This is a genomic window from Promicromonospora sp. NPDC060271 (assembly GCF_042726755.1).
GTDB lineage: Bacteria > Actinomycetota > Actinomycetes > Actinomycetales > Cellulomonadaceae > Promicromonospora.
Genome location: NZ_JBHXBG010000138.1, coordinates 1 through 14,228, shown reverse-complemented (window position 1 = coordinate 14,228; position 14,228 = coordinate 1). Strand labels below are relative to the sequence as shown.

The window sequence follows — 14,228 nt, the reverse complement described above, 5'->3', positions numbered from 1 at the left end:
GCGTTTCCGCCGGCCCGAGGGCCTTGCCTTGCTGGTGGGCGATACTGGGATCGAACCAGTGACCTCTTCCGTGTCAGGGAAGCGCGCTACCGCTGCGCCAATCGCCCGAGGTGGGTACGGGATTCGAACCCGTGTGTACGGCTTTGCAGGCCGCTGCCTCGCCTCTCGGCCAACCCACCGTGCTCTCCCACCAAAGCGGGTTCGAGCGGATGACGGGACTTGAACCCGCGACCCTCACCTTGGCAAGGTGATGCTCTACCACTGAGCTACATCCGCGTCGCACCAGCTCGGACCCTCTCGAGTCCCTGTGGTGACGCTCCGGAAGAGTAGTTCACAAACGGTGTGCCGGTCCAATCGAAATGGGCTCGCCACCTGCGCGGCGCCTTCGGAGCCTCCGGGCCCAGGTGCGGGCTATGTTCTGCCGTATGAGTGCGACCGACATCGTCCCCGCCCATCTGCTACCGATCCTGGAAGCGCCGAACTACGGCTTCCTCGGCACCATCCGCCCGGACGACACCGTCCAGGTCAACCCGATGTGGTTCGACTTCGACGGCGAGACGCTGCGCTTCACGCACACCACGAAGCGCGCCAAGTACCGCAACCTGCAGCGCAACCCGTCGATGAGCTTCGCGATCCTCAACCACGAGGACGCGTACGGCTACGTCGAGCTCCGCGGCAAGCTGATCGAGGTGATCCCGGACCCGACCGGCGCCTACTACGTCCACCTGGGCAAGCGCTACGGCAACCCGGACCAGCTTCCGCCGCCGGACAGCGCCGACCGCGTCATCCTGGTGATGAGCATCGAGCACTGCGTGTCCTAGCAGCCGTCGTCCGCGCGGGGGCGATGAGTCCTCCGCACCCGGCCGGTCTCTCCTGGTACGGAAAATTCCCCGACGAAGGAGAGACCGATGCCGAACCTGATGGTGGACTTCATCATCTCGCTCGACGGTTACGCGGCGGCGGAGGACTGGCCCGGCCTGTGGGGCATGGGCGGGCCCGAGTACCTGGCCTGGATCACCTCGGACTCCGAGACGTCGCACACGACGCTCATGGGCGCGACGACGTACCGGGTCATGTCCGGGTTCGCCGCCAAGATGCCCGACGATCCCCTGACCACCATGCCCAAGGTGGTGTTCTCGTCGACTCTGGAGGCGCCGCTCTCGTGGGCCAACTCCGAGCTGGTCGACGGCGACGCGGTAGAGGTGGTGCGCGAGCTGAAGCGCACCTCCTCGCGTCCGCTGCGCACCATCGGCAGCCTCAGCCTGAGCCGGTCGCTGCTGAGGGCCGGCCTCGTCGACCGGTTCCGGGTGGTGGTCTTCCCCGTCATCACGGGCGCCAACGGCAAGGAGCGCATCTTCGACGGGTACCCGGACGTCAGGCTCGAGCTGGTCAACAACCATCTGTTCGACGGGCAGCTCCAGCTCCTGGAGTACGTCCCTACGGTGCTGGACGCGCCGCCGGGGGCCGATGGCTGAGCGTCGGGAGCGTGTGCTGAACTAGGGCCGTGGATCCACACCGCGCCGCCTGGCGGCCTACCGGGCTCGCCTGGACCGAGGCCGGCGCGGCGCTCGAGTGGCTGTCCCCGGCCGGGGACGTGCGGGCCAGCGCCGTCGAGCTCGGGGCGCGCCTGTCGCTGAGAGTCGGGCCCGACCGGCGCTGCGTCGGGCTGTCGTGGGACGGCCGCCGAGTGCCCTGCACCGCCCGCGCACCGATCGACGCGGGTGCGAAGTCCGGGCAGTGCGACTCCTGCGCGGCGATCGCCCGCACCCGGTCGGTGGCAACCGACACCGTCCTGGACGACCCGCGCGAGTTCGGCGTCTATCTCGCCCACCACGGGAGCGTGGTCAAGGTAGGGATCACCGCGACCGAGCGCGGGCACGCCCGGCTGCTGGAACAGGGCGCGCTGTCCTCGATGATCCTGTCAGCCGGGACGCTGCTGTCCGCCAGACGATGCGAGGCGCTGCTCACCACCGCGCTCGGCGTACCGCAGCAGGTCCACACCGCCCGTAAGCGCAGCGCCCGGCTGGCCCCTGGGACGGCGGCGGCCCGCGCGGCGGGGCTCGTCGCGGTCGCCGAACAGGCTCTGGCCCTGGACTGGCCGCCCGGCCAGACCCCTACCACCTCCGGCCCGGTGGACCACACCCCGGCGTACGGGTTGCCTGACGGCGGAATCGTCGCTGACCAGCAGATCGATCCCTTGCAGGCCGGAGACACGATCAACGGTGCGGTCGTGTGCCGGATTGGGCGCGACCTGTATCTGTCCACGCCCGGCGGGATCGTCCTGCTGGACACCGGCCTGCTCCAGGGCTGGGCGCTGAACCGCGCCGAGGACGATGCGCTGCTCACAGCGCGGACGACGCCGGTGGCGAAGCTCCGGACCACGACGGAGGTCCAGCATGACGTCCTTTTCTGACGCCGACGGCGTCCGCGGGCCCTCGGCCGATTCGATCGAAGGGTTTCACTACGCACCGTTCCACGGAAAGCCGGGAGACGCCGAACCCGCTCAGCGTCTGCCGTTCGACCTGTCTGACCTTCGTGTGATCGGGACGCTCGCCATCTGCGACGTCGACGAGACACCGACCGACAACGTCCGGCCGAGCATCAGCATCAAGATCACGCAGTACGTGCGCTTGTCCGACGAGTCCTTGATACGCCTCGACATGGATCGCGGTGTCACCACTGGCGGCCGCGGAGCCGGCGAGGACATCTCCTGGAAGCGCACGGCGGACGACCTGATCGCGGAGATCTTGGACCTGGTGCAGGTGGATGACGCCGACAACCCGGGTACTCATCCATGGGAGGAGCTTGCAGAAGCGGCCCGGAGGCGGGGTGTCGACGTCGACGCCGCGACACTGGGCGAGCTGCCGTACCGGGTGCTGCTGACGGATGAGGTGACCGTCCTGTTCGAGCTCTGATCTGCGGACCACCGGATCGCCATGGCCTTCAGCGTCGCCGGCCTGCGGACGCCAGGCGTCACGCTCGACGACGCGGGGTGCGTGAAGAAGACCTTCCCGACCCTCCATAGCGCTCTGGACGACGTCGTCCGCTCGTTCGCTTCTCCGGCCGAGCCGAGTGGTGCGACCGGGCGAACCCGTTAGCGGGAGCCTTCGCTAGCCGCCTGGCGCTCATAGGCCGCAGAGATCCGCTCCACGAAGGGGCGCCGGCGTATCGCTTCCGTCACTTCCGTCAGCAGCTCGGCCAGTGGCATCGAGACCTCTCCGTCCAGCTCAGCCATGGCTTCCAGCGTCGCGTTCCACTCGGCAGTAATCATCGGCAGCAAGGCATGGGCCTTCGTGGTCAGGGTGATCAGTCGCCGGCGGTTGTCGCGCGGGTCGGTGGAGTGGGTAACGAGGCCCGCGCGGGCCATTTGGCTTGCCGTCTGACTTGCCGCCGAGTGCGTGACGCCGACAGCCCCCGCCAGATCGCGGACCGACATGGGCCCCTCGGCCACCAGCGCCCGGACGATCGGCGAGAAACGCGGCCGGTACTCAGGCAGGCCCTGATCCTGGTAGACCTTCGCCACGTCGCCGTCGAGCAGCTCGAGGACATGGCGGAGCAGGGTGCCGAGGGCTTCAGGGTCCGGGTGGCGCTTCACACTGTTAATCTAACAGCGCTGTTATAAATCTGAGGAGGCGGCGTACGCCCGTATGCTCGCCGATCCCGATCCGGCGGTGCGGGAACGGGCGGCGCAAGAGTGGTGCCGGTGGGAGGACGTGCACGTCTCCACCGACCCAGGGCACCGGCCCGACGCCCGATACCAGGACCCGCGCTTCCGCATGCGGTTCGCCCGCCTGGTCACGCACTACTGGGCGCACGCCGGCTTTCTCGAGGACGGATCGCTGCTGCGTGATGCGGCAAAGCTCGTAGGGATTCCCGGCGTGCTGGTCCACGGGCGCATGGACATCAGCGGGCCTCCGGACATCGCATGGAACCTGGCACAGGTCTGGTCAGACGCGGAACTGGTACTGATCTCCGACGAGGGCCACGGTATGTCCGGGAACGCCACGCTCGAGGCCGTACTGGCGGCAACGGACCGGTTCAGGCGCCGTAGGTGACGACGCCCGGGAGTGCTGTGCGGTTAGCCTGCGCTCGTGACCATCGACCACGGCCAGCATCCCGTCCCGGCCGCTGCGGCCATCGTGTCGAACGTGCCCGGCTCGTTCCCCTGGGGCGTACTGACACGACGGCACCCCGAGCTGATCGCGACAGTCCGTCGGCTCGTCCCCTACCCGCCGGTAATCCAAAAGTCGCTCGACGACCTACTGGTGACCATCGATGGCACCATTCCGCCGCTCCCGGCCGACGCTCACGACCGGGCAGCATGGCAGGAGTGGGCCGCCCCGTACCTGGGCCGCGCGTGGCTGGACGTTCCGTTCCTGTGGGCCGAGTCCTACTTCTACCGTCTCCTGCTGGAAGCCACGGGCTACTTCGGTTCGGGACCGTGGGCCGGGATCGACCCGTTCGCTCCGCAGAAGAACGCAGAGCTCGACACACCTGAACTGGCCCGCGACCTCGGGAACCTTGACCGTCTCGTCACCGCGCCCGATCAGACTGGCCTGTCCGCGGCGCTGAGCGCCTCGCTGTGGGGCAACCGGGCAGATCTCGGCTTCCGGATGTCCGACCCGTCCGCCCAGGGCAAGGACCAGGTCGACGACCTCGTCGCGGACGACTCCGCGGAGCTGTGGCGTCTCCTGGAGGCAGGCACACCGGGCCAGGTGCACCTCATCGCGGACAACGCCGGCCGGGAACTGACTGCCGACCTCGTCCTGATCGACCGCCTCCTGGCGACCGGGCGTGCCGCAACGGTGACGCTGCACCTCAAGCCGCACCCCTACTACGTCTCCGATGCCACGACCGCCGACCTGCTCCAGGTTCTACGGCGCCTGACGGCGGCGAGCGCCACCGCCGGCGAAATCGCCGCCCGACTCACTGCCGCGATCGGCGACGGGCGACTCAAGGTCCGCGCCCACACGTTCTGGTGCAGCCCCCTGACCTTCCACGAGCTACCGACGGACCTCGCCACCGAACTGGCCAAGGCATCCGTGGTGATCATCAAGGGAGACCTGAACTATCGGCGCCTCGTCGGCGACGCCCACTGGGATCCCACCACGTCGTTCCAGGGCCTGACGGCCTACTTCCCCGCCCCGCTGGCCGCGCTACGGACCCTCAAGTCCGACGTCGCCGTCGGCGTAGACCCAGATCGTCTCGCGCACCTGGAGACCACCGCGCCTGGATGGCGCACCGACGGCACGCACGCCGTCATCCATGTGCGGCCCTGAGCTCACCGCTCCGAAGTCTGCTCAACAGTTCTGGTCGCCATGGGGAGCCACACCCCGGCAAGGCGGAGATGGTCCCCGCGCCGGCCAACGCTCATCGCTACAACTGTCCTCACCGCCATATCACTGGGCGGCGCACTGGTGGCGGAGGACCGGCCAGCCCAGGCGGCGTCCTACGTGCTCGCGGGTGTCACCGTGTCGAGGATCGTTTCCCACGGGAAGTCGTCCGCTGCGCCGTCGCCCGACTCATGCGGCTCGCGCGGGCCGATCACGATGTTCACGCCCCATTCCTTGAGGATGGCCAGGCTTCCCTGGTAGGTCGGGTGGTCGGCGAACTTGACGTTGATGTACGGCCCGGCGGTGATCGGGATGTTGCGGCCGACCTGTTCGGCCAGGCGGGTCAGGACGTACGTGTCAGCGATACCCAGTGCCCACTTCGTGAGCGTGTTGTAGGTCGCCGGGGCCACGATCACGGCGTCCGGGTCGGGCAGCGAGTACCCGACAGCGGTGTGAAAGTCCGTCCGCACCGGACGCCCCAGGAACTCCTCGATCTGCTCCATCGCCTCCGGGAAGCTGCTCACCGCCTGATCGGTGGCCAGAACGTGTACTTCCCAGCCCCGCTCAACAGCCAGCGGAAGGAGCCGTGCCGGTACCTGTCGGGTCGCTCCAGCGGCAGTCACCACGACGTACAGCACACCCAGACTCATGGGTGCTGAGGCTACTGTGCCCTGGTTCGTGGGCGGCTCCGGGTCGATCGTCGAACTCCCCTGACGGCCGCGGCTCAGCTGCCACCGGCCCCAGCCACGCGAAAGGCCCCCAGCCAGCGTCTCCGCCGGCCAGGGGGCCTGTCGTACATGGTGGGCGATACTGGGATCGAACCAGTGACCTCTTCCGTGTCAGGGAAGCGCGCTACCGCTGCGCCAATCGCCCATGCTGCTGCGCGAGGTGGGTACGGGATTCGAACCCGTGTATACGGCTTTGCAGACCGCTGCCTCGCCTCTCGGCCAACCCACCGCCCGGCCAACCTACAACCTAGGCGTGCTCTCATCAGCCGAAGATCTACGAGAGCGGCGTTTTTCCGAGCGGATGACGGGACTTGAACCCGCGACCCTCACCTTGGCAAGGTGATGCTCTACCACTGAGCTACATCCGCGATACCGGGCATCCTGAGGTTTCCCCCGGTGTTCCGGCGTTCTGAACATTAATCGACCAGAGGGCTAACCGTCCAATCGATCGCGCCGCCGTACGGTTGTCCCGTGTCCCCCAGCCCGGCCCATCCGCCCGCAAACCGCACGATTCGCCCGGTTCCGTCCCGCCCGGCTCCCGCAGCCCCGCCCTCCGACGTGACCGGCGACACGGGCTGGGCGAGCTTCGCCGGACGCATCGCGACGGACGCGGTCGAGTGCATAGACGTCCTGGCCGAGCCCGAACGGCTCGCCACGGGAACCTGGTTCGTCGTCGCCGACTTCGAGGCGACCTCGACGACAGGGCCCACGGGCCAGGCCCGCGCCTGGCGCTTCGCCACCGTGCACGACGCCGGGGCGCCACCCGCCACCACCTGGACCGGCCCCGCGGCCGACGCCTGGACCTCCTCGATGGACCAGGCAGGCTACGAGGCCGCCGTCGCCCGGGTGCGAGAGCACGTACGCGAGGGCGACGTCTACCAGGCCAACATCTGCCGGGTGCTGTCCGCCCCCCTCGCCGTCGGACCAGCAGGAACAGAACCCGACGCCCAGGCGCTCGCCGCCCGGCTCGCCGCAGGCAACCCGGCGCCGCACGCGGCCGCCGTCCACGTGCCCGCCACCACGGGACTGGACCCGGTGTGGGTGGTGAGCGCCTCCCCCGAGCTGTACCTGTCCGTGCGGAACGAGCCGGGGACCGGGACCGTCGTCGAGTCCGGCCCGATCAAGGGCACCGCCCGCACCCCCGACGGGCTCACCGAGAAGGACCGCGCCGAGAACGTCATGATCACCGACCTCGTGCGCAACGACCTGCAGACCGTCTGCCGCCCGGGCACCGTCACGGTCACCTCGCTGCTGGAGGTCGAGGAGCACCCGGGCCTGGTGCACCTGGTCTCGCGCGTGCGCGGCACGCTGTCGGACGACGTCGTCCGCTCCGGCGAGCTGTGGCGCCGCCTGCTGGCCGGCACGTTCCCCCCGGGCTCGGTCTCGGGCGCGCCGAAGTCGAGCGCGCTGCGGATCATCCGCGAGCTGGAACCCGTCCCCCGCGGCCCGTACTGCGGCGCGGTGGGCTGGGTGGACGACGGCGCGGCCTCCCTCGCCGTCGGCATCCGCACGTTCTGGTGGGCCGACGACGGGAGCGGCGGCGTGCTCCGCTTCGGCACCGGCGCCGGCATCACCTGGGGCTCCGACCCGACGGCGGAGTGGCACGAGACCGAGCTCAAGGCCGAACGCCTGGTCGCGCTGGCGTCCTCCTGACACGTTTCGCCGGACACCGATGAGTTCCCCTGGCCCGCGTCGTCGGACACGGCATGGGAATCGTGAAAGCAGACCTGGCAGTTTCGCTCGACGGCTACTCCGCCGGGCACGACCAGTCGTTGGAGCACCCGTTCGGGCCGCTCGCGGGTGAACGACTGCACACCTGGATGTTCGAGCACGGGGACGCGCACAAGGCCGAGGTGGACGCCATCGTCGGCGCCGGCGCGTACATCATGGGCCGCAACATGTTCACCGCCGGCCGCGGGCCGCTGGACCCGGAGTGGAAGGGCTGGTGGGGCGACAACCCGCCGTACCACGCACCCGTCTTCGTCCTCACCCACCACGCGCGCGACCCGATCCCGATGGAGGGCGGCACCACGTTCCACTTCGTCACCGACGGCATCGAGAGCGCCCTGGAGCAGGCCCGGGCCGCCGCCGGGGACGGCGACATCTCCATCACCGGCGGTGCCACGACGCTCAACGAGTACCTCGCCGCCGGCCACGTCGACGAGCTGCGGCTGCACGTCGTGCCGTTCACGCTCGGCTCGGGCACCCGGGTCTTCGACGGCGTGCCGCCCATCGAGTTCAGCTCCACCTCCGTGCGGCACACGCCCGAGGTCACCCACGTGACCCTGCGCCGGTGACAGACTGGGCGCCATGACGGTCATCTGGGCAGAGGGGCGCATGGTCGCGCCCGACGAGGCCGCGCTCAGCGCGGTGGACCACGGCATCACTGTCGGCGACGGCGTCTTCGAGACCTGCGCCGTGCTCGCCGGCCACGCGTTCGCACTGACGCGACATCTCGCGCGGCTCGAACGCTCGGCGGCGGGCATGGGCATGGCGCCCCTCGACCTGAGCTGGGTGCGCAGCGGCGTCGACGCCGTCCTCGCCGACGCACCCGACGCCGGACGCCTGCGCATCACCGTGACCGACGGCGTCGGACCGCTCGGCTCCGGGCGGTCCGACGGGCCGCAGACGGTGGTCGTCGCTGCGACCTCCGCCGTCGTCGTACCGACCGGGCGAGCCGCACGCTCACCCTGGACCCGCAACGAGAACAGCGCGGTCGCAGGCCTGAAGACGACGTCCTACGCCGAGAACGTCGTGGCGCTCGCCGACGCGATCAAGAAGGGCGCCGACGAGTCCGTGTTCGCGAACACGCAGGGCCTCCTGTGCGAGGGCACCGGATCGAACGTGTTCCTGGAGATCGACGGCGAGCTCGTCACGCCCCCGCTCAGCGTGGGCTGCCTCGCCGGGATCACGCGCGAGCTGCTGCTCGAGTGGGGCGCCGAGGCGGGGCTGCCCGTGCGCGAGGCCAAGGACGGCGAGCTGCCGTTCTCGGTGCTCGACCGGGTGGCGGCCGGCGAGGCGCAGATGCTGCTGACCGGATCGGTGCGGAACGTGCAGCCGACGGTGTGGCTGGACGGCGTCGACCTGCAGATCGGCGAGCTGTCGAGCGCCGCGCGCGACCTGTTCGAGCGGAACATGCGGGAGCGGCTGGATCCCTGACCCGGGCCGGCGATTGGATTTCGCATCCGCGCTCGAACCAGGCTAATATCGTCCACGCACGCCCTAGCGGGTGAGCAGCACGGGCGATTGGCGCAGGGGTAGCGCGCTTCGTTCACACCGAAGAGGTCACTGGTTCGATCCCAGTATCGCCCACCGTGCGAAAGGCCCTCCGGCCAGCGGAAACGCTGAGCGGGAGGGCCTTTCACCTTGTCGGGACGACGCCGACAACGGTCGCTCACGTAGGCCACGATCGGACGACGCGCGTGGTGCCGCGCAACTCGCTATAGACAAACAAGTCCAAGTCGTTCCAGCGACCGGTCCACATGGTGAAGCCGGGCGTGGTGGCCGGATAGTCCGTCGCGACCGTGATCCCGAGTTGTGCCGCGATCACCGCTCCCTCCGATTGCCTTGCTGGATGTACGACCAGACGATCCCGGAACACCTCGACCCACTTGACCCTCGTGTCCCCGACCTCCGCCAGCAGAGCTGCAACGCCAGTCGCGGAGTCGGCCAGTGCCCGGTTCAGCGGCGCCATACGATCACCGCCCACGCACCGACGACGACGTCGAGCAGGGCGTAGACCACAAGCAGCTCGGCCGGGATCACGTTTGATCTCCTTCAGAGATAGCTGCTTCGTGTGCCTCACGCACGACGGCCATTAAGGCGTCGACCCGAGTGGACAGGCCCAGTGCCTCCCGACCCACCTCGGCCGTCCCGTCCTCCTCCATGCCGTGCTTGGTCAAGTTCCGGCCGGCACGGGACAGCCCCCAGGAGGCTTCGAACAGGTAGGTGCGAGCCGTATCCAGCGCGGCGACGCGGTACTCCGACATCACTTCGCCCCTTTCAGCATCTGTGTCGTAGCGACTCCCGCGTCGACCTGGGCCTCAGGCACTGATATCAATGACGTGGCTTGTCGCGCCGCGGGACTGGGAGCAGAGGTGGAGGCCCTCGGACAGGACCTTTCGACGTCGTGGTTCGTTGGCATGCTGCAAGCCAACTCCGATTCGGACGGGGAATCGATGCGGCTCCGATGCAGTCCCGATGTACCGGCGGTGCAACTGGAATCAGGGGGTGATCGCAGTGGCAGTGATCGACGCGTGGACCGGTGAGAGAGCGAACTACCTCCAGGCCGCGCTACGCATGACCAACGAGGACTTTGCCGAACGGCTCGGTGTGTCGACACGCACAGTCGCGGGGTGGCACGCGAACCCTGCTATGAAGCCTCGCTCAGAAGTTCAGCAGCTCCTCGACACCGCGCTGGATCAGGCCGGCGACGGCGCACGAGAGCGGTTTGACGCGCTGCTCCGGTCGGCGGGATCGCCGGCCGGCAACGGGTCGCCGCAGGCGCTATCCGTCGCCATTGCAGTGGTCCAGCATGACGGCGCTGTCCTGCTCGTCCAGCGCCGTGACGATGGCGCGCTCCGATGGCAGTTTCCGGCAGGCATCGTCAAGCCAGGAGCATCGCCGTCCGACTCCGCTGTCCGTGAGACCTTCGCGGAGACCGACGTCCACTGCTCAGTTGCGGAGAAGATCGGTGCGCGAGTCCATCCCGATTCTGGAGTCTACTGCGAGTATTTTCACTGCGACTATCTCGCCGGAGAGGCGCAGAATCGCGACGTCGTAGAGAACGCGAGCGTGGCATGGGTACCCATCGCGAACCTGACGAAATTCATTCCAGAGAGCACCGCCTACCCGCCCATTCTCGAAGTGCTGGGAGGCACGCATGTCTGAGGCAGTGACCGAAGAGAAGCCCGCCATCGCGGCAGCGATCATCGTGCAGGACGGGAAGCTCCTCCTGGTCCAGCGCCGCGTGTCTGAGGGCGCCCTGTCGTGGCAGTTCCCCGCCGGAGCAGTCGAGGCAGGCGAGACCTTCGAAGATGCCGCCGTGCGCGAGACCGCCGAAGAGGCGGGGCTCACGGTCGAGGCAGTGAAGATGCTCGGCGAGCGAGTCCATCCGAAGACCGGGCGGCTCATGGGCTACGTGGCTTGCGCGGTACTCAGTGGTACGGCGTACATCGCCGACGCGGAAGAACTCTCGGACCTCGCGTGGGCGACGCCGGACCAGTTCAGCGACTACGTGCCCTACGGATTTGCTCCGATGGTCCAGGATTACCTCACTGCGGCACTCGGCTGACGGCGCGACATGACGGAGCGCCGCGAGAAGACCCCGGATTCCGACGAGATAGAGCCCCGAGCCTGGCTGCACGACAATGCCACCGGCACAGGACGGCCGGTGCTCAGGTCCGAGATCCAGGGACTCGACGAGTGGGTTGAAAACTGGCCCGTAAACACGGATCTCCCTTCGGCCATGACATTCTCGGCCTGGCAAGGACCGGACGAGAACCATGCGATCGGAGATGGCGATCCCGGATACAGGATTGTTTATAAGACAATCCGAACCGCCACCGTTCCAATGCTCAATGTCAACGGAGGGAACCTGCGGATCTCGATCCAGAACGGTCCCGTCAACTGGGGGGAGCCACGCTTCACAAACGCACTCCCCGGTCGCCGCGAAGGGGACTGGCTCGTTCCACAATGGGGCACGCTGCATCTGACCGGGGAGCGGCGCGGATATGAGGCCCTTGTTGATCGCTCCGTCGAGGTCGAAGCGCACACTGAAACGACGCCGTCAGCTAACTATGTCGAAGTCCTATACAACCTCGGCGCAGAAAACGGTTCACACACATTCTCCGAGAAAATGGCACTCGGACGCGCCGCGACGGCACCACTCACAGCGGCATTGGACTTGGTGTACGGGGAACGCCTTCTTGGCGCCGTTCTCACCGAGGAGGTAGGCGAGGTATTCCCGGACTGGCACTGGAACCGGCTCCTCGGCGGTCGCAACGTCGCGATGGAGGCACAAGCCCGCTTCGAATCTCTGGACGCCCACGCGGTCGCTTCAACTCTCGACTCCGCCAATAAGTTACAGGCGGTTCGCGACGACGAGCAAAGGGCACGGCTGCGGATCGCGGCTCAGTGGTACTGGCGCGCGGACCGGGACGCCGATACACCGCTACGGTTCCTGAGCTACTGGCTCTGCATCGAAGCCCTTGAGCTGGCCGGAAACGAGTACAGAATCACACCGATCAAGGCGGCGGTAGCCGCCGTCTTGGGCGTTCAAGACTCCGACGTCGCCCTGGGAGTCGTCCGAATCTCTAATCTCCGAAACAAGATCGCACACGGCAAAGTGCGCGACGTGTCGGCCGGCGATATCGAGCGGGTTCGAAGCGTCGCGGAAGCGCTACTTGAGGCGCGACTCCTCGGGACGATCTCGGACGCGAGACGGGCGAGCCTCCGCGCGGCAGTGCTCGATCCCTCAGTCTAACGAGGGCGGACACTCGGAGGATGCCCGGTGCTGCATTAACTGCTGTGCTACCGGGTGCGACCAGCAGGCATGCGGCCGGACGACCTGGGACGGACTTGCACGGTTTCCGTCGCGTTGATGGAGGTCGATTTGCCTCCATGGTCACCCGTCCGGCGGCGCGTGGTGGTGGAAGAGCTCGACCGCGAGGTCGTGGAGGCGGGCCCTGACCGCGGCCGGCCCGTGCACGGTGATGGTGCTCCCGAACGGTAGGAGCGTACGCACGTCCTCCAGGTGCCGGAGCCGGATCGTGACTGCGTGGCCATCGCCGCCGGTGGGGCTCTCGTGGCCGTCGTGGTCGACGAGCCGCTGGCCGAGGATGCGTCGAGCCCGGTCGAGCTGCGCGTGGTCGATGGTGGCACTGACTTCGATGGCGTGATCGTGTTCCCACTGCTCGACGAGCGCTGCGGCGACGGTAGCCAGGGTCTGGCCCGCGCGGATGCGCCGTGGCCGGTCGACCTCGTTCCACGCCGTGATCCGCTCGAGCCGGTACATCCGGGGCACCCCGGCGCAGTCCGCGACCAGGTACCAGATGCCGGCCTTGGCCAGCAGCCCGTACGGGTCCACGAGCAGATCGCGCGTGTGTGCCCCGTTCGAGCTCCGGTAGTCGATCCGCAGCCTGCGGCCTCGCCGCACCGGACCGACCAGCGTCGCCGGGGCCGCGCCCTCCGCTCGTGTCCGGAGCCAGGGACGGCTGTCCACGTGCACCACCTCGTTCAGCGGCAGAAGCCCGTCGGTGCGGCCCGTTCGTGTCACGGCAACCTTGGACAGTGCTCGTCGAGACTCGGCCGACGCGTCCAGCTCCTCGCGTTGTTTCTCGTCCAGCCCCGTGACCGACAGGTGATCCCGCTCGCCCGGCGTGAGCCGCGTCAGGTCGAGCGCGGACCCGGGCAGCAGGGTGACCCCGCCGTAGCGCCCCCGCTGGGCGACGACCGGCAGCCCGGCGTCACGGAGCCAGCTCAGATCGCGCGTGATGGTTCGCAGGGACACGCCGAGCGCCGAGGCGAGGTCGTGCGTCGTCACCGCATCGCGCGACTCGAGGAGCAGCATCAGGGAGAAGAAGCGGTCCGGCGTCACGGTTACACGGTGCCAGAAATTGCGACATGATCCGGCGCATATTCCGGTCAGGCTGGTGGACGCGTTCAACATCGACCATCAGGAGGAACCGCCATGACCGCATCCGTCGTGTCCATCGTCTACGTGAACGACGCCCCGGCCGCAGCCCGTTTCTACGGCGACCTGCTCGACCTGAGCCCGTACCTCGAGACCCCCGGATACATCGCCTTCGACCTGGGGCCGGGTGCCGACCTCGCACTGTGGTCCGGCCAGTTCGAGGGCCTGTCGCCCGACGTCCCGCGGACCGGTGAGATCTGCCTGACCGTCGGCGGGTCCGACGAGGTCGACGCGATCTTCACCGCGTGGCAGGCCAAGGGCATCACGGTCCTGCAAGAACCTCAGGACACGGGGCTCGGCCGCACCTTCCTGGCCGCCGATCCCGACGGGAACCGCATCCGGGTGGCACCCAAGGACTAGGGCGTGTTTCGGAATTGGTTGGCGGAAGCTGATCCCAGCTGACCGACTCGGCGTACCGGGTACCGCCAGTCAGCACGCTGGTCGGACCACGGACCTGACTCGGCGTACCTGGTA

19 protein-coding genes and 7 tRNA genes are annotated in these 14,228 nt (G+C 68.3%); 15 read left to right on the top strand and 11 right to left on the bottom strand.

Annotation, left to right across the window (positions count from 1 at the left end; genetic code table 11):
• Nucleotides 1-32 precede the first annotated feature (32 nt).
• The 3 genes from ACFWE2_RS19115 to ACFWE2_RS19105 form a co-directional block, all read right to left on the bottom strand.
• Nucleotides 33-107, bottom strand: a tRNA-Val gene (locus ACFWE2_RS19115).
• 1 nt (nucleotide 108) lies between these two features.
• A tRNA-Cys gene (locus ACFWE2_RS19110) sits at nucleotides 109-179 on the bottom strand.
• A gap of 25 nt (nucleotides 180-204) precedes the next feature.
• Nucleotides 205-276 (bottom strand) — tRNA-Gly (locus tag ACFWE2_RS19105).
• 149 nt (nucleotides 277-425) lie between these two features.
• On the opposite strand from ACFWE2_RS19105, the gene ACFWE2_RS19100 reads away from it, so the two are divergent.
• From ACFWE2_RS19100 to ACFWE2_RS19080, 5 genes are all read left to right on the top strand, one after another.
• Complete coding sequence (locus tag ACFWE2_RS19100) at nucleotides 426-821, top strand: PPOX class F420-dependent oxidoreductase (RefSeq protein WP_377225795.1); 396 nt, start codon at nucleotides 426-428, stop codon at nucleotides 819-821.
• Nucleotides 822-908: 87 nt separating this feature from the next.
• Nucleotides 909-1,475 (top strand): dihydrofolate reductase family protein, encoded by a 567-nt coding sequence (locus tag ACFWE2_RS19095; protein ID WP_377225794.1) that lies wholly within the window; start codon nucleotides 909-911, stop codon nucleotides 1,473-1,475.
• A gap of 29 nt (nucleotides 1,476-1,504) precedes the next feature.
• Nucleotides 1,505-2,413, top strand: a complete 909-nt coding sequence (locus ACFWE2_RS19090) for a DUF2797 domain-containing protein (protein WP_377225793.1) — start codon at nucleotides 1,505-1,507, stop codon at nucleotides 2,411-2,413.
• Nucleotides 2,397-2,915, top strand: a complete 519-nt coding sequence (locus ACFWE2_RS19085; RefSeq protein ID WP_377225792.1) for a hypothetical protein — start codon at nucleotides 2,397-2,399, stop codon at nucleotides 2,913-2,915. The genes ACFWE2_RS19090 and ACFWE2_RS19085 overlap by 17 nt, the downstream gene beginning before the upstream one ends.
• Before the next feature lie 15 nt (nucleotides 2,916-2,930).
• Entirely contained in the window at nucleotides 2,931-3,098 is a 168-nt protein-coding gene (locus ACFWE2_RS19080) for a hypothetical protein (RefSeq protein ID WP_377225796.1), read from the top strand.
• On the opposite strand, the gene ACFWE2_RS19075 is transcribed toward ACFWE2_RS19080, so the two are convergent.
• Nucleotides 3,095-3,595 (bottom strand): MarR family winged helix-turn-helix transcriptional regulator, encoded by a 501-nt coding sequence (locus ACFWE2_RS19075; RefSeq protein ID WP_377225791.1) that lies wholly within the window; start codon nucleotides 3,593-3,595, stop codon nucleotides 3,095-3,097. The genes ACFWE2_RS19080 and ACFWE2_RS19075 overlap by 4 nt on opposite strands.
• Before the next feature lie 52 nt (nucleotides 3,596-3,647).
• On the opposite strand from ACFWE2_RS19075, the gene ACFWE2_RS19070 reads away from it, so the two are divergent.
• Together ACFWE2_RS19070 and ACFWE2_RS19065 are read left to right on the top strand one after the other, a co-directional pair.
• Nucleotides 3,648-4,055: an alpha/beta fold hydrolase gene (locus ACFWE2_RS19070; RefSeq protein WP_377225790.1), complete on the top strand. Its 408-nt coding sequence runs from the start codon at nucleotides 3,648-3,650 to the stop codon at nucleotides 4,053-4,055.
• A 36-nt stretch (nucleotides 4,056-4,091) separates the two neighbouring features.
• A complete protein-coding gene (locus ACFWE2_RS19065) occupies nucleotides 4,092-5,279 on the top strand; it encodes a damage-control phosphatase ARMT1 family protein (RefSeq protein ID WP_377225789.1) in 1,188 nt (395 codons plus the stop codon).
• A 170-nt stretch (nucleotides 5,280-5,449) separates the two neighbouring features.
• On the opposite strand, the gene ACFWE2_RS19060 is transcribed toward ACFWE2_RS19065, so the two are convergent.
• From ACFWE2_RS19060 to ACFWE2_RS19045, 4 genes are all read right to left on the bottom strand, one after another.
• Nucleotides 5,450-5,983 carry a flavoprotein gene (locus ACFWE2_RS19060; RefSeq protein ID WP_377225788.1) on the bottom strand — a complete coding sequence of 178 codons (534 nt, stop codon included), beginning with the start codon at nucleotides 5,981-5,983 and terminating at the stop codon, nucleotides 5,450-5,452.
• A 148-nt stretch (nucleotides 5,984-6,131) separates the two neighbouring features.
• Nucleotides 6,132-6,206, bottom strand: a tRNA-Val gene (locus ACFWE2_RS19055).
• Nucleotides 6,207-6,219: 13 nt separating this feature from the next.
• Nucleotides 6,220-6,290 (bottom strand) — tRNA-Cys (locus tag ACFWE2_RS19050).
• Between the two features lie 67 nt (nucleotides 6,291-6,357).
• Nucleotides 6,358-6,429 (bottom strand) — tRNA-Gly (locus ACFWE2_RS19045).
• Nucleotides 6,430-6,619: 190 nt separating this feature from the next.
• On the opposite strand from ACFWE2_RS19045, the gene ACFWE2_RS19040 reads away from it, so the two are divergent.
• From ACFWE2_RS19040 to ACFWE2_RS19025, 4 genes are all read left to right on the top strand, one after another.
• Entirely contained in the window at nucleotides 6,620-7,714 is a 1,095-nt protein-coding gene (locus ACFWE2_RS19040; protein WP_377225787.1) for a chorismate-binding protein, read from the top strand.
• Nucleotides 7,715-7,767: 53 nt separating this feature from the next.
• Nucleotides 7,768-8,358, top strand: coding sequence for a dihydrofolate reductase family protein (locus ACFWE2_RS19035; RefSeq protein WP_377225786.1), 591 nt, complete (start codon nucleotides 7,768-7,770; stop codon nucleotides 8,356-8,358).
• 13 nt (nucleotides 8,359-8,371) lie between these two features.
• The gene (locus tag ACFWE2_RS19030; RefSeq protein ID WP_377225785.1) at nucleotides 8,372-9,220 is read left to right on the top strand and encodes an aminotransferase class IV; all 849 of its coding nucleotides are present in this window, start codon (nucleotides 8,372-8,374) and stop codon (nucleotides 9,218-9,220) included.
• Nucleotides 9,221-9,301: 81 nt separating this feature from the next.
• Nucleotides 9,302-9,373, top strand: a tRNA-Val gene (locus ACFWE2_RS19025).
• A gap of 82 nt (nucleotides 9,374-9,455) precedes the next feature.
• Here ACFWE2_RS19025 and ACFWE2_RS19020 read toward each other — a convergent pair.
• Together ACFWE2_RS19020 and ACFWE2_RS19015 are read right to left on the bottom strand one after the other, a co-directional pair.
• Nucleotides 9,456-9,755 (bottom strand): hypothetical protein, encoded by a 300-nt coding sequence (locus ACFWE2_RS19020; RefSeq protein ID WP_377225784.1) that lies wholly within the window; start codon nucleotides 9,753-9,755, stop codon nucleotides 9,456-9,458.
• 67 nt (nucleotides 9,756-9,822) lie between these two features.
• Nucleotides 9,823-10,050 carry a hypothetical protein gene (locus tag ACFWE2_RS19015; protein ID WP_377225783.1) on the bottom strand — a complete coding sequence of 76 codons (228 nt, stop codon included), beginning with the start codon at nucleotides 10,048-10,050 and terminating at the stop codon, nucleotides 9,823-9,825.
• 250 nt (nucleotides 10,051-10,300) lie between these two features.
• On the opposite strand from ACFWE2_RS19015, the gene ACFWE2_RS19010 reads away from it, so the two are divergent.
• From ACFWE2_RS19010 to ACFWE2_RS19000, 3 genes are read left to right on the top strand one after another with little or no spacing between them, the layout of a single operon-like run.
• Entirely contained in the window at nucleotides 10,301-10,951 is a 651-nt protein-coding gene (locus ACFWE2_RS19010) for an NUDIX domain-containing protein (RefSeq protein ID WP_377225782.1), read from the top strand.
• Entirely contained in the window at nucleotides 10,944-11,354 is a 411-nt protein-coding gene (locus ACFWE2_RS19005) for an NUDIX hydrolase (RefSeq protein ID WP_377225781.1), read from the top strand. The genes ACFWE2_RS19010 and ACFWE2_RS19005 overlap by 8 nt, the downstream gene beginning before the upstream one ends.
• Nucleotides 11,355-11,363: 9 nt before the next feature.
• Entirely contained in the window at nucleotides 11,364-12,545 is a 1,182-nt protein-coding gene (locus ACFWE2_RS19000; RefSeq protein ID WP_377225780.1) for a hypothetical protein, read from the top strand.
• 141 nt (nucleotides 12,546-12,686) lie between these two features.
• Here the strand turns inward: ACFWE2_RS19000 and ACFWE2_RS18995 are convergent, their stop codons facing one another.
• Complete coding sequence (locus tag ACFWE2_RS18995) at nucleotides 12,687-13,658, bottom strand: helix-turn-helix transcriptional regulator (RefSeq protein ID WP_377225779.1); 972 nt, start codon at nucleotides 13,656-13,658, stop codon at nucleotides 12,687-12,689.
• Nucleotides 13,659-13,751: 93 nt separating this feature from the next.
• On the opposite strand from ACFWE2_RS18995, the gene ACFWE2_RS18990 reads away from it, so the two are divergent.
• Complete coding sequence (locus ACFWE2_RS18990) at nucleotides 13,752-14,114, top strand: VOC family protein (protein ID WP_377225778.1); 363 nt, start codon at nucleotides 13,752-13,754, stop codon at nucleotides 14,112-14,114.
• Nucleotides 14,115-14,228 lie beyond the last annotated feature (114 nt).